Source organism: Prosthecobacter fusiformis, assembly GCF_004364345.1.
Classification (GTDB): domain Bacteria; phylum Verrucomicrobiota; class Verrucomicrobiia; order Verrucomicrobiales; family Verrucomicrobiaceae; genus Prosthecobacter; species Prosthecobacter fusiformis.
Window position 1 is genome coordinate 14,078 of sequence record NZ_SOCA01000019.1, and the last position, 14,117, is coordinate 28,194.

A 14,117-nucleotide genomic window follows, 5' to 3' on the forward strand; every position below is an offset into this window, starting at 1 on the left:
AAGGGCGATTTGTTTTGATACGTGAATTAAAATGTTCGAAAGGAATCAGGGTCAAGGGGGCAAATAATTGACAAAAAACCTCCTCGGTTTGCTGATTGGGTTCAGTGTCACGCCGAAGATAAGAATGAGCTCGAGATGCTTCGATGCTGAGTCATTACCGCTTCATATTCTGTCAATTATTTGCACCCTGACCCCCTTCTACGCAGTGATCAAAAAAGTAATGCCTTACCATCTAAACGGCGATAAAAAGGTGATGGATCACAAAGTCTTTGTCTCCAATCAGATGGCGGGTCTCGTGGACACCTTCTATTTGCAGGCCGGAGGGCAGCATCTCACCCTCACCTTGTACTTGTAAGTCCACGTAATGTCTGCGGATGAACTGCGCAACTTGGTCTCTAGCCTTGGTCACATCGCCATCAAAGACGTAGCCAAGCATGGCTCCATAGCTCAAGTCAGTGGCGTAACGTTGGTCAATGAAACAGCGCATGCCTTGATGACTGGTCACATACTGATCAATCAGTGTATCCACCCTTGCATCCAAACGGGTGACATAGAGGCGTTTGCATTCGATGGTATAGTAAGGCCAGGGCTTGTTAACGCCTGTTGAAAACAGGAACACGATGTCTGTTCGCCCCAACTGCTTTACCTTGAACTTCTTCCTGTCGTAGATGGAGACTTCCCTTTGGATCTCCACTGGTCGGCTTCTCATGACAGGGTCGCGGTCCAGCAGCGCCCTTAATCGGTCCGTGATCGGATCCTCACGTTCTCTCGGAGCGTTCTTCCTTATCTGCTTCCCGCAGCGCAGCACGGCCTGGAGGATGAATGGAATCTCCTCTTCAGGGAACAGCGGGATGAATGGGGCCGCAGGATGACTCATGTCTTCGGGGTGGCGGCTTGTTGACGGGCTTTGGCGATCTCGGCGTAGATGTGGCCGGCATCATTCATGGCGGCGGTCCGGGTCCACTGACCCTGCTGGGCTGGTTTCACGATGGAGATGCGCGTGCCATCAAAGATGAGGCCGGTGCGCTCGAAGAGGAAGGCGCCGTCTTCCTGGGTGCTTGAACGATGCAGGCTGGCCAAAGCCTGGCCCAGCTTCTTTTGAACTGCGCGCGGCTGGAATGGCACGGGCTGTTTGACCTGCGTGACTTCGATCAATGCCATTCCCACTTCCGGGTCCACGCCTCCGGTGACGGCGGCACGGACGCTGCCAGTGGCCCAGTCATTCAGCGTGCCCGCCAGCATCGCGGCGTAGGGTTCCAGCTCATCTGCCTTTGTGACGGGTTGCAGAGTCGGGATGCTGCGCGCTGCCTCCAGGGTGCGCGGTGTGGCGCTGATATCCAGGATCTGGCAGGTATCCTCCACCAGCGCCTGTTCCTGCTCATTGAGGCCATAGTAGGCATAGATCAGCGGATTCAGCTCTCCCTGAAGTTTGGCAGCCTTGATGCGCTGGGCTATGAACCAGTCATCCAGCTCTTTCTTGTCCACATCAGAGACGGGCTGGCCGGCCAGGAGCTTATCCGCGCTGGCCTGCATTTCCTTTTGATGGCGCTGGATTTGGGCCACCGCCTTTTTCAGAATTTTTTCTGCATCCGGCGTGGCAAATTCACTGCCAGGCAGGAAGAAGGGCAGGCGCAGGGCCTCCACCAAATGTACTTTTGGACGTTCAGTGGCGACGTTGGCCGCTGTGTGGAAAATGAAGTATCGGGCCAACGGGGAACGCAAAAACGCTGCCAGGAACATCAAGGCAGCGGCATCCTTTTCCGGCCCGGCAATGGACTGGAGCGCATCCTGAAAACGGACTGTATAATCCACGAAGGTCGCATTGGTGAAACCCTGGTTAAACAGTACTAGAGGTGGCCGGAACAAGTCATCTTCAGGTTTGCTATAGAGATAGTCTGGAAGGTTTTCCCCTTCTTTTAAAGCTGCTTCTAACGTTCCGCATAGAACCTCAGGAACATGAGGCATCATGCTGAAAATCGAATCTTCAATGAAATGATCACTTCCCTCCCATGGACCCAATGGTTTCAAATCCCGGTCAGGATTCTTCCCTTTTTGCGAATAAGGCTTGAACCCCTGGCCTGCCGCCCAAGGCTTGCTTCTCTTTTTCTTCGACTTTCTCAAATCGCTCAAGAGATCGGTCAAATCCGACAACCGTGGGAAGCTGAACAGATAATCCAGAAATTTGTGGTCCCGCGCCGTGCCCCACAGATAGCCCTTCCAGGCCATGGAAATGGCACCCTGTTCTGCCGCGCCTAACAAACGACGTTGCGAAATCCACTGCCGGTCCGCAGGCTTCACCAGAATCAATCCGTCCCGCAGGTCTGAACGCGAAACCTTGGGGGCAATGTACTCGATCTCATGATCTTCCGCAGGCGTGGATGGGCGGAACAAGGCCATGCTACATGGGCAGATGGCCTTCTTGAACAGGATATGCCGGTAGTCCGCAAGCTGGATGACCTTGTCCAGGGTCACGCTCTTCAGCCAGTTTTTTTGAAATTTATCTGTCCGGTTCAAAAACACTTTGGATGGCAGCAGGAGGCAGGCGCTGCCCTCCGGCTTCAAGAGGGCTGGAGTTTTCTCCATGAACTCATGCGCCACCTGGTTGCTGCTCCGCCCGGCCCAAGGGGGATTGCCGATGATGACATCAAACTGCCCGGCATGATCCGGCGCATAATCAAAGAAGTCGGCCTCCCGGATGACCGGGTATTCAGGCACCTTGTCCACTGCCTTGGCATGGAGCAGATTGGGCAGCTTCTTTTTGTTAAACTCCAACTTGTAGTTCTCGATGTCCGGGGGATCAAACTGGTCCAGGAAAGCCAGGTACAGGCTGAAACAGGCGATGCGGCAGGCGGTGAGGTTTTTATCCACGCCGCGCAGGGCATTAAGCCGCTCCAGCAGGGCATCCGCCTTTTCCTGGGGCGTCGGCTTGCGCTTCTGACCAGCGGTCCATTCCGCTGCCAGCCGGTTAAACAGCAGGACCAAAAAGATGCCAGATCCGCATGAAGGATCCAGATAGCGGCGCCCTTCTTCAAAAAGCGGGGCCACCTTTTTCAAGGCGATGTCCAGCGCGATCTCTGCGAGGAAACGCGGAGTGTAAAAAGCACCTGCCTTTTGTTTTTCCTGGCTGTCTTCCCCTTCCAGGAAGTTCTCGTAAATGGCGCTGACCGTCTCCACCGGAATGAGCCGGAAGTCATAAGCCCAGAAGCCCAGGGTAGGCTGGTTCCCTTTCGTCAGGTCATCTCCGCGAAGGAAGCTCAGGACGATCTCAAAGCAGCCTGGATGGCTCTCCACAGCCTGACGCTCTGCCACGAGGTCTGCATCGAACATGCTGCTGTTGAAGACAGTCTTCAGCGCTGGGTAAAGCTTGCCGTAGAGCGCCGGGGCCGGATCTTCCCCGGTCAGCAGTTCGCGAATCGAATGCCCCGGCTTGCCCTTGAAATAATTTGAAAGCTCAACGATGCCGCGATCACAGAGATAGCAGGTGAAGAGCAGCCGCCCCAGGAAGGCATGGGCGGTCTGAGCCGTGAGGCCCATGGTTACCAATTTATCCCGCACAGCGGCCAAATTGTTCAGCAGATACGCATCCACCCCATGTTGCGGCCGGAATTTGTCCACCCTGGCGTCGGCATTGTAGTAGTGCCCGTTGTCGAGCTGGATATAAAATTTCTCGGCCCATTGTGCCTGGGCGGCCAGGTCCAACTTTTCCACGAGGAGCGCGTCAATCTCCTCACGCGTCGCGGTTTCCGCAGCAACGGGAGTGACCATGGAAGAGAACACCCGGACATGAAACGGATCCCGCACCAGCAGCAACGTCGCGATTCCCTGGTTCCAAAACTGCTGCTGCAACCTGGCGATCTCTGCCTCTGTTGCGGGTTTGGAAAAGTCCCGAATATACACCGTCGGCACACCGTTGAGCGTCAGGACACCAGAGAGGTGCATGCCTTCTTTTGCATCCCATGCCCGGAGCAGCATGTGCTGGTAAGCATACAGCTCGGGCGCGTGCAGTATCTCTTTGGCCGAGTGGTAATAGCGGTAACCACGCGGCGGATCAGGCAGATCTGGTGGATGGAAAGCACTCATGAGTTCAGTTTACGAATCACACCCCGGGCCACCCCCTGGATCTGAAGATCCAGGACAGGTTCCAAGTCAGGGTATTTAGGGTTCTCCGCACGCAACCAAGCCCGACCGCCCTTGCGCAGGAAGGTTTTTAGGCTGGATTGGTTGTCGATGAGTGCTGCCACGATGCTTTCCTGAGGGGGGCTGACGCCAAATTCAAGCACTACGATGTCACCGTGGTAAATTTGTCGGCCGATCATCGAGTCTCCGTCCGCCGTTAAAGCAAAGGCTTTCTTGCGGTCCTTGATGCCAAATGCCGCAGGGTCCACTGCCAGCACCTCGTCATACACAGGCACGGCATCCACCGCGAAGCCTGCTGAGATGCGGCCCATCAAGGGCACGCCGATTATGTTTCCCTGGGTTAGCCGGATATTGCGGGACAGCCCTCCCTCCCGCCGGATCCAGCCCTTTTTTTCCAACTGGTTCAGCATGTCCGTCGCCGCCTTCGGACTTTTGTAATCAAAGTGGGCGCAAATTTCACGGCACGTCGGGCACACGCCTTCATCTGCAAGTCGCTCTTGGATCCATATCAAGAGCGCTTGTTGTTTTGAGGTGAGAGACAAACCCATGACTATACATATGTATAGTCATGGGTTTGTAAACGCAACCTTGAGTGCTAAAAAATTTCGAGGCCAAGATGAACTGGCTCAGCACTTCCCCGGTAATCACCCCATGATCTCCTAGTCCAACATTCCAGCGCACCTCACGGGCAACTTCGCCCCCTAAAGCCCTCTCCCGCGCGACCCGTTGCCACCCAAAAGCCCCCATGATCCTTTCCGCCCCTCAGCCCCCACAAAAGCTAAAGCCCCCCCTCATGCCCCGCCTCGGCTTCCGCTTTCCTGCGCCGCTGCTTCCCAGGAGCCGGGGTCTTGACTCGCTGCGCGGTGAAGCCGCGGCATCGCGGCCCGGGCGAGGCCTTTTCCTGCCGTTGCCCTTGGACTCCTCATGCATCAGCCACACCGCCAGGAGGCCCAGGGCCAGGCAGAAACGGGGTCAGGCTCAAGGGAAAGGAGGCCAGGGTGCAAACAATTGACAGACTTGAGATGCGTCCATCTCCCTCTTGAGATATCCGAGAGTTCAGTGCCATCGCAATGACACGCCTGGACAGGAGATGCTTCCCTGAACTTTGAACCAGCCCGCAATTGGTCACGCATGGGCACCCAGTTCCCCTTCCCCAGGCCTCCCTGCCACCTTGTTCCTGGGAAACGGACGACGCGACCCGCCGTGAAGGGGGCGGACCAGACGGCCCGGGGCCATTCAGGATTAGAATTGCACGCGCACGCCGGCCATCACGCGGTGATGGTCCTGATCGGCGAAACCATTTTGGTGGATCAGGAAGGCCTGATAACCTAGCTTGAGCTGTGTTTTGGCACTCAGGGCATAGCCGAGGTTCAGACCGAGGATGTGCTGGTCAAATTCGAAGCTGTTGGTGCCATTGGCAGGGCCTTTTCCATCGGTATCGAACCGTGCATAAGAGTAACCGGCGCTGGCGCTGAGACGCGTGGTGATCTGCTGCGCCACATGCAGGTCCAGGCCGTAGCTGGTGAACCGGGTGGCCAAGACACTGTCGGACTGGTCGCTGATTTCCAGGAAGGTGCTGGCGGTGACGCGGCCGCCTTTCCAGGGGCGGGCGGTGATGCCATAATTGAGGTAATGGGAGCTGTTGAAGTTGGCGCCGAAGTCCAGATTGGACTCATAACCGGCGGCCAGTTCGTGGCTGAGGCGGTCGCTCAGGCGCTGGCTGAAGCTGAGGGAATAATACGGGGCGTTGAGGTCGGACCTGTCATACGGCACGGCGGCGAAAAAAACGACGGTGTTGTCGAACTCCTGGTGCTGATAACCGGCGGCCAGCCGCAGACGGGTGTCCGGGTTGATTTTCCAGGTGGCGAAGGAACCCAGGCTGGAGAGTTTTCCATCATTGCCGTTTTCGTCATTTTGATGGTCCAGCCAGCTCAGGGCACCTTCGAGGCCGATGCTGACGGCCGGGCTGACATCGTAGCTGAGCAGTGAGGAAAAGGTGTCCAGATCGGCATCCACCGGGACGCCGCCGAGATAGTTGCCATCGATGTCGTGAGTGGTGCTGTGAGTATAGTTCAGCGTCCAGGAAAGCTGGGGGGCGATCTGCCAGGTGCCGGCGATGCCGAGATCATTTTGAAGCACGCCAAAATAGGGGCGCTGGCTCACGCGATCATACACCGTGAGGGAAACTGGGCCGAATTGAGCATCATAGGCGATGGAGGTGCCGGGAAGAAGGGTGACGCCAAATTCATCGCTGAAGTAGCTCCAGTCGATGTGGTCGTTGCCGGAGAGCCAGTTGAAGCCGAGGCCGCCTGAAAAGGTGAGCCGCTGATTTTCCGCCAGCTTGTAGCTGCCGTCGAAAAGCAGATCGGTCGATATGATGAGGGCACCCGCGCCATTTTTGAAGGCGGAATTGTATTCAAAGCCCTGCTCAAGAGCCAAACCCGCACTCAGGCCGGAGGCGGTCTGCAGAGTGTTGTCAGGCGCCTGCACGCCGTCATACCAAGGGGTGAGGTAGGAGCGGCCCAACTGATACTGGCTGGTGAACCCGGTGATGTCGGCGTTCAGGCGGCGCGGGGTGGCCGTGCTGAGGCTGAAAACATCTGGACGAGACAGGGCGCGGCCGGCCTCCAGGGGGGCCCGCGCATCCCCCAGCACGTCCCGGTTTTCCTCGGCGAACTTGGGGTCGCGGGCCCGCAGTTCATTGAGGAAGGCGGCATTCTGCGAAGGCGAGACGCCGAGCTGTGCCTGGGCGGGTGCAGTGAAAAGCAGAACTGAAGTAGAAACAACACCAAGAGTGAGGACGGTGATACGACGGAGGTGGGAGTAAGGCAGCATGCTCGGGAGAGAGGGTGCATGACGTAAGCGGCATTCCACATTTGTCACCCGGCGTTTTATCTTGAGGGACAGAATTCAGGCAAATAGCTGGTTTGTAGGCAGGCCATGGAGGCCTTTGTGCGCGAACTTTAGCAATGAAGTCTGGGTGAGAGTGGGCAGTGCCACGGGCCGAGGCAAGCATGGACACGAGATGCTGCACCCGCGCATCATAGCGCGCTTCAGCATCGGTCAAGCATTGCCCCCTTCCCCAGTGCCGCCAGAAAGATCATCCCCGCCGGGCGGCCTCGATGGTGGCGATGTCGATCTTGCTCATGGTCATCATGGCTTCAAAAGCCCGCTTCGCCTCCGCCCCGCCTGCGGCCATCGCTTCCGTGAGCACCCGCGGCGTGATCTGCCAGGATAGGCCCCAGCGATCCTTGCACCAGCCACACTCACTTTCCTCACCGCCATTGTTGACGAGGGCCTCCCAGTATCGGTCCGTTTCCTCCTGAGTATCCGTGGCTACCTGAAAGGAAAACGCCTCGCTGTGCTTGAACACCGGCCCGCCATTGAGCCCGATGCAGGGAATGCCCAAGACTGTGAATTCCACCGTCAAAATGTCCCCCTCCTTGCCACTGGGATAGTCCCCCGGTGCCCGGCGCACCGCGGTGACCTCACTGTCGGGAAAAGTGGCCGCGTAAAACGTCGCTGCCTCCAGCGCATCCTTCTCAAACCAAAGGCAAAGGGTGTTTTTCGGTATCATGTCGGGTTCCTCCTGGGACGCGATTGGAGCGTGAAACCGGCGGGGTGTCAATCCGTCACTCCATGAGATGCGTATGCACCTACTTATCCAGATCCTTCATGGCCACGATGTGAATCATTGAGTCCCGTTCGTCAGTGGCAGTGCCTGGGTGCGTGGCAGATGAACTTTTCATGACCCGCCATCCTACCCAATCGGATTATGACGTCCTTTTTAGCTGTGAGGCCTTGATACGCTGGCTTTCATGTCGCCTGCTCCCGAGTTACCACCATCCACGCTTGGATCTGGTAAGCGTCAGAAATTAGGTCAATAAAATGGCGAGTAAGCCGATTACTGTGTTGAATTAAGTTCTTGTCTTGGTAAAAAGATCCAATGAGTGAGACTCGATTTTATCATCTAGTTAGGGAGCAAACACAGTTAGGTCAATATAGGTGGAGTGATATTCGAGCAGGGCTTTTAGAAGGGCGTTTTTTATGGACGGACCTCTGCTGGACTGAGGGCATGAAGGACTGGGAGTCGTTAAGTTCACATTGGAAGGAGGTCCCGGTTTCACCACTTTCTCAGCATAGACCTGACGCGTGGGCCAAGTCTAACGTTAACCGTTACCTAGGATGGATGGGCGTGTTAGGAGGCATGGTGTTCATCGCGGCACTGCTGGCCTACTTCGTCCTGACCCCTCATCCCAATCCAGTAACCGCAGTAAATGATGCCTCCACTCTTTACTCCCAGGCCCAGGCTTTGCGGCTGGGAAAACCTCTCCGCTATGGCCAGGCAGGAGCTCTCTTGCTACAGCAGGCATCAAAAGCAGGAGATCTCGAAGCGATGACGGATCTGGCACTTTGTCAAATTCGCGAAGACGGATTGCCCTGGGACATTGTTGCAGCCATGGGCACGATGCGCCGTGCCGCCGAGGCTGGACACTGGCGCGCGCAGATGATTTACGGAGAGTACCAATACTACGGCATCGCAATGGATGTGAACAGTGTCGCAGGATTACATTGGCTGGAAAAAGCTGCCGAATCGGGAAAATCTCAGGCATTGTTTACTTTGGGTTCAGTGCTTGTGAGAAGTGAAGAAAAGGATTCCGCCGCACGCGGTATAAAATTGCTACAGCAAGTCGCCGCAGCAGGCTTCCTGTCTGCACGGGCAGAATTAGGATATTGGTACATTCGCGGCGAAAACCTTCCCAAAGACGAAGAGGGCGGCCTCAAAATGATTCGTGAATGTGCTTTGGCAGGGGATGCCTACGCTCAATTAAAGCTCTGTGAGTACTTAGGCAGTCTTGCTGTGAAAAATCCTGAAGAACTCCACAGTTCCGAAAGATATGAGTGGGCATTCAAGGCTGCTCAGCAGGACTTGGGTGCAGCCATTTGGGAATTAGCTTACATGGACAATCCAGCTCATGCGCATAGCCCCGCTGAAGCGCAATCAGAGCGCCGCATGTGGATGCGCCGTGCGGGTCGGCTGGGCTTCACTCCATGCATGGTGGAGATTGGGCTTGACCATCTCCGTGGTCCCGGCGTTATCCCTAATGCAGAGGAAGCCGTACGCTGGTTGCGGTTGGCATCAGATTTCGGTGATCTACAAGGGCAGACATATCTGGCTTTACTCTTGATCAGTGGAGAGGGTGTCCCTCAGGACTTGGAGGAAGCACGCAAGCTATGTCAGGCCGTAATGAGCCGCGAGCATGCAGGAGGCTATGCAGCTATGGGAAAAGTACTGGCGGCCGAATCCAAAGGCAATCCCACGATCTTGGCCGAGGCGGTCCAGCATTACCGGCGTGCTGTAGAGCTAGATGAGCGTGATCCAGATGGCTGTCTTTATTTGGCCCGCTGTTTGCGTTACGGACATGGAGTATCTAAGAACGTAACGGCAGCCGTGGAAAACTATATCAAAGCTGCCAATGGATTTAGTCAGTTGGGCAACCATGCTGAAGCTAGCTACGAACTCGGCCAGATGTACGAATTCGGTGAGTCCATGCCCAGGGACATCGCTAAAGCCTATGCTTCCTATCAGCAAGCCTCCTGGTCAGACCATGCTCCTGCATGCTTTCGCCTTTGGCAGTTGGATATGGAGGAGAATCACCGCGAAGAACTTGGCTTTATCGCCACTGAAGAATCGTCTAAATATCTCCGGCAGAGTGCAGCACTCGGTTACATCCCTGCCCAAACTCGTCTGGGCAAAGCCCACCTGGAGGATCGTCTTACCTTTGCACAGGATCCGCAAGAAGCTCTGCACTGGCTACGGAGGGCGGCCGAAAAAAAGGACCCTGAAGCGATGCATTACATCGGGCTTTGTTATGGTCACGGTCTTGGAGTAAAAAAGAATTTAGAAACGGCCGCGACCTGGACCAAAGCTGCGGCTGAACTTGGCTGGGCTGAGGCTCAGTGCCAACTAGGTAATTGCTACATGAAGGGTGCAGGGACCCCAAAGAATCTAACCGAAGGAATGAGGTGGTTTAAAAAAGCCGCGGATCAAGGCTCTGTTGAAGGAAATTACAGCCTGGGCATGTATCTGGTGAAGGGTTCCGATTCGCCAACGGATATGAAGTACGGCCTCCAGCATCTTCTCACGGCGGCCCAGGCCGATCACCCAGCCGCTATTGCACTACTCATCGAATGCTATAGCGGCCAACATGGTTACGTGCCTGACGAAACTCAGCGGCTCAACTGGGTCGCCCGCGCAGCCGCACTGCAGTCTAAGCCAGTCAGTAGTGATTCACCTTGAGTGTGTGAGCCTCTGAGGCCAGAGACGCCCTGCCGCTGGCTGCGAGGTGACGGTGCCAAGGTGGCTGGCAGATGGCGGGGGGGCGGCCATGGGTGCCTGAGGCGGGTGGAGGGCGTGGTAGACGCTGTAACGCTTGTGGTAGTCAATGCCGATGAAAGTGGCTGACTCAGCGATTGGATGATCAGTATTAATTGGCGTGGCAGATGAACTTTTCATGACCCGCCATCCTACCCAATCGGATTATGACGTCCTTTTTAGCTGTGAGGCCTTGATCCGCTGGCTTCATCTCGCCTGCCCCTTGTTTCCTAGTGCCACTCAAGCTCTTTGGAGAAGTCTTGGAAGAACGACACCGCTTCCCAGGATTAAGAGCGTGGAGCCTAACATGAAAAATGCAGGCATGGAATAAGGGCGCGACGAAAAAGACGGGAAAAGCCAGGCTAACCAAAGTGCCAACCCTAAAAAGATCGCACTCCAATAAAGACGAGCCTGTTTCGTGATGGATGTCACTATCCCGCAAATGACAAAAAGAAACACCATTCCAATCGCTCCATAAGAAAGAGTTATTCCAAAGAAGAGTTCAGGACGGAACCGATCCAGATTCCGCGCGATTTTAACCATGAGACTCCAACTGACGAAAAAGATCACGATCTGAAGGCTAATGACGCCAAAGGTTCGGAGTAAGGAGTGGAGGTTCATTTTTTTTTGACGAACGTTCAGGTGGAGCGATAAAATCATCCGCCAGGATTCTGCTCAAGCGCGGGGTTTAGGAGAAACGGGTTAGGGTGCAAATAATTGACAAAAACTTCCTTGGTTCTCTGAGGGGTTTTGTGACGCGCCGAAGATAAGACTGGGCCCGAGATGCTTCAACGGTGCGTCATAACCCGCTTCATATTCTGTCAAGTATTTGCACCCTGACCCCCAGTTCCGGTCATGTAGGCGATGTCGCGCTCGGTGCGGGTTTTTTCCTGGCCCTGGATGATCACTTGGAAGGTGCCGTCGGGGTTGCGGGAGAGGACCTGTGTGTGGTCGCCGTGACGGGCGCGGCCTTGCCAGATGGGTGGGGTGGGGACGGTGGCGGTGTCAGGCCGCAGGGTTGGCTGTGCCTGGTTTTGATGGGGGGTGTTTGTGTTCTGCGGCGGCGGGGGATTGGCGTGCGCCGCCCCTTGGGTCGTTTGAGATGATGGATGGTTTATATTATTAAGCGATGCATCATGAACTGACGGTGCAGCGGTGCCCGTATGGCTCTGCGGGGTGTTTGCCTGTGTGGTCAGGGGAGCAAGCGCGGTCTTGCCTGACGGGAGGGCCGGGAGCTGGGAGAGAGGGTTTTCCTGGGCCGTGGGGCGTTGGCTGACGGGGCCTGGCTGGGCATGGCGGAGGTTTTACGCGGGTGCGGCAACGGGGGCCTGAGGCGGGGTGGAGGGCGTGGCAGACGCTGTAACGCTTGTGTTAGTCAATACCGATGAAAGTGGCTGCCTCCGCGATTAGATGATCAGAAGTAATTGACGTGGCAGATAAAGTTTTCATGACCCCCCATCATACCAAATCGGCTTATGACGTCCTTTTTAAGCTGGGCTTGATACGCCGGCTTTCATGCCGCCTGCCCACGTTTCCAGGTTCATTCCCGTTAATAGATAATTGCGTCATCTCCCAATCCATCCAAATATTCCTGGCTGGGTTTGTCAGGAAGAATGATGCCTTTGCGGATGATGTATTGTTCGTAGTCTCCAGCAAGATCCAATCCGTAATCTTCGGCCGCGATGGAAAAGTCACTGATTATGACGCGGGCCGGTGCTGCTTTGCGTATCTTTAAAACTAACGAAAGGTCACCTTCATAAGTGACTAGAAGATGTTCATCTGTGTTATGACGTGGAATATGTCCTGTTTTAGCACTTAGCACGGCTTGGCCGTTATTTATTAGCTGAATAATCATATGATTTATCGTTTGGAATTATAACTGACCGAAGATGGATGTGACAATGCCGAAAGTTTCCTTTTGATGTTCCTCAAGACACCAATAAGCGATATTTTCTGGTCCTCTGGATACTTCCTCAAAGTAAACCGACGGGATTTCTACACCGCCCTCCCATGTAGGATACAGACGACCTGCATATTCATTGAGCCAACCGTCGAGAATGTAACGCCACCCTTGCTTATGGGTGCGGATGGGCTGGCCTTGCACACGTTGATACCAGTGTGCATGAATGGCCTTTTTCCAGTTTTCGAGGCGGGGATGTGCTTTTGCGTGATGATAGAGCCAGTGGCCCATCTCATGCCACATGAGGGCTCGCAATTCCCCGGCCCGCTGATCTGGCAGGAGCAGATGGTATTCATCCCAGTATAGGTTCAGGGTATTGGTATTAGCATCGTAGCTGCCCAAGGTCCTTTCTGGATGTTGCGGGGTGTTTGCCTGTGTGGTCAGGGGAGCAAGCGTGGTCTTGCCTGACGGGAGGGCCGGGACATGGCGCAATCCATTGACAAATTTCAGATACTTGCATGACCCTTTCAGATATCTGAAGGGGTCAGAGCCAGCGCAAAGACGAGCCTGGACACGAGATACTTCCCCCGACCTTTAAACCAGTCCGCAATCTATCAAGTATGGACCCTGACCATTCCCCCCCCGTTTACGGAGTCGGCGGGCCGGGGGCCAGGACATGCCACGCGTGTCGCCTATTGGGATAGTTAAACGGTGGTCGCAACAGGATGTTGATGGCGTCATCCAAGGGCATCGTGCCATTTCTGACAGCTTGCGAATACTTTCCGACTTGCCTAGCCAATTCCATTTGTTCTTCGGTTGGATACTTATGTTCTTGGTTGGTATCTTTCATAGCCATCCTTTCTTTTTCATCAAACTGTCCATAACTGGTTGTATGAGCCTCCAGTCCGCGTTTCCAAACTGTTGCCAAAAGTCTGCACCGTTTAGAATAGAGTCAAGCTCTCGAGCTGCCTCGCCTTCATTGGAACGTTTTATAACCCATTGTGCATAAATTCTACTGAAAAGCTCACTATCACTCAACCAATAATCTACATCCATCCCAAAGTTTATACAAGTGGCGGCGGCTTCCGACTGCCTTGCAACAGCCGCTACTTTGGCGACCTCATTAGGATCCAGGTGCAGGCGTATGTGGTGGCCGATCTCGTGAACGGTTGTCATGAGGGGATAAGCGGTGTCCCTGCTTACGCCGATCTCAGCCCAGTAAATGCCGTGCGCCCAACGGTAAGCGCCCAATGCACCAGAATGGTCCACCCGATGGCTGACTCTCACGGGTGACAGTTCACCATCATCATGGGCATGGTCGACCAAGATCATCGCCTTTTGAATAGCAAGTCCATGTGCATCCGTTATAAGCAAATGCATGTGATCGCTGGGAGGATGACGGCGCGGGGGCCTGGCATCCAGCAGACTTCGATTCTCGGAAGCCCTATCAGCGGCACTCCTTGACTCCGCAGTCCGGTCGGTCTTGTAGAATGAACTGTTCTCTGTCTTGGGCAAAAGCTCCACTCCATTCCCAGGCAAGTATTTTACGTTTGACACTTCACCCTGCAAACGCCCCTTCGTGGCCTTGCCCAGCATTTCGTAGAGCTCTGGTTTCTTTAGCCCGGTCATGTAGGCGATGTCGCGCTCGGTGCGGGTTTTTTCTTGGCCCTGGATGATCACTTGGAAGGTGCCGTCGGGGTTGCG

Annotated in this window: 9 protein-coding genes; 1 reads left to right on the forward strand and 8 read right to left on the reverse strand. The window is 55.2% G+C overall.

Going from position 1 to position 14,117, the window contains the following annotated elements; all coding sequences use genetic code 11:
* Positions 1–232: 232 nt before the first annotated feature.
* From EI77_RS22580 to EI77_RS22600, 5 genes are all read right to left on the reverse strand, one after another.
* Positions 233–877, reverse strand: coding sequence for a hypothetical protein (locus tag EI77_RS22580; RefSeq protein WP_133797585.1), 645 nt, complete (start codon positions 875–877; stop codon positions 233–235).
* On the reverse strand, positions 874–4,080 hold the full coding sequence (locus tag EI77_RS22585) for an Eco57I restriction-modification methylase domain-containing protein (RefSeq protein ID WP_133797586.1): 3,207 nt from the start codon (positions 4,078–4,080) through the stop codon (positions 874–876). The genes EI77_RS22580 and EI77_RS22585 overlap by 4 nt, the downstream gene beginning before the upstream one ends.
* Entirely contained in the window at positions 4,077–4,685 is a 609-nt protein-coding gene (gene lexA, locus EI77_RS22590; RefSeq protein ID WP_133797587.1) for a transcriptional repressor LexA, read from the reverse strand. The genes EI77_RS22585 and lexA overlap by 4 nt, the downstream gene beginning before the upstream one ends.
* A gap of 694 nt (positions 4,686–5,379) precedes the next feature.
* Positions 5,380–6,972, reverse strand: a complete 1,593-nt coding sequence (locus EI77_RS22595; protein WP_133797588.1) for a porin family protein — start codon at positions 6,970–6,972, stop codon at positions 5,380–5,382.
* Between the two features lie 265 nt (positions 6,973–7,237).
* Positions 7,238–7,714, reverse strand: a complete 477-nt coding sequence (locus EI77_RS22600; RefSeq protein ID WP_166647451.1) for a VOC family protein — start codon at positions 7,712–7,714, stop codon at positions 7,238–7,240.
* A gap of 630 nt (positions 7,715–8,344) precedes the next feature.
* Here EI77_RS22600 and EI77_RS22605 point away from each other — a divergent pair.
* The gene (locus EI77_RS22605; RefSeq protein ID WP_166647452.1) at positions 8,345–10,438 is read left to right on the forward strand and encodes a tetratricopeptide repeat protein; all 2,094 of its coding nucleotides are present in this window, start codon (positions 8,345–8,347) and stop codon (positions 10,436–10,438) included.
* Positions 10,439–12,062: 1,624 nt separating this feature from the next.
* On the opposite strand, the gene EI77_RS22610 is transcribed toward EI77_RS22605, so the two are convergent.
* From EI77_RS22610 to EI77_RS22620, 3 genes are all read right to left on the reverse strand, one after another.
* Positions 12,063–12,368 (reverse strand): hypothetical protein, encoded by a 306-nt coding sequence (locus EI77_RS22610; protein ID WP_133797590.1) that lies wholly within the window; start codon positions 12,366–12,368, stop codon positions 12,063–12,065.
* A gap of 18 nt (positions 12,369–12,386) precedes the next feature.
* Positions 12,387–12,905 carry a hypothetical protein gene (locus tag EI77_RS22615; RefSeq protein ID WP_133797591.1) on the reverse strand — a complete coding sequence of 173 codons (519 nt, stop codon included), beginning with the start codon at positions 12,903–12,905 and terminating at the stop codon, positions 12,387–12,389.
* Between the two features lie 354 nt (positions 12,906–13,259).
* A partial coding sequence (locus EI77_RS22620) for a hypothetical protein (RefSeq protein ID WP_166647453.1) occupies positions 13,260–14,117 on the reverse strand: 858 nt, incomplete at its 5' end.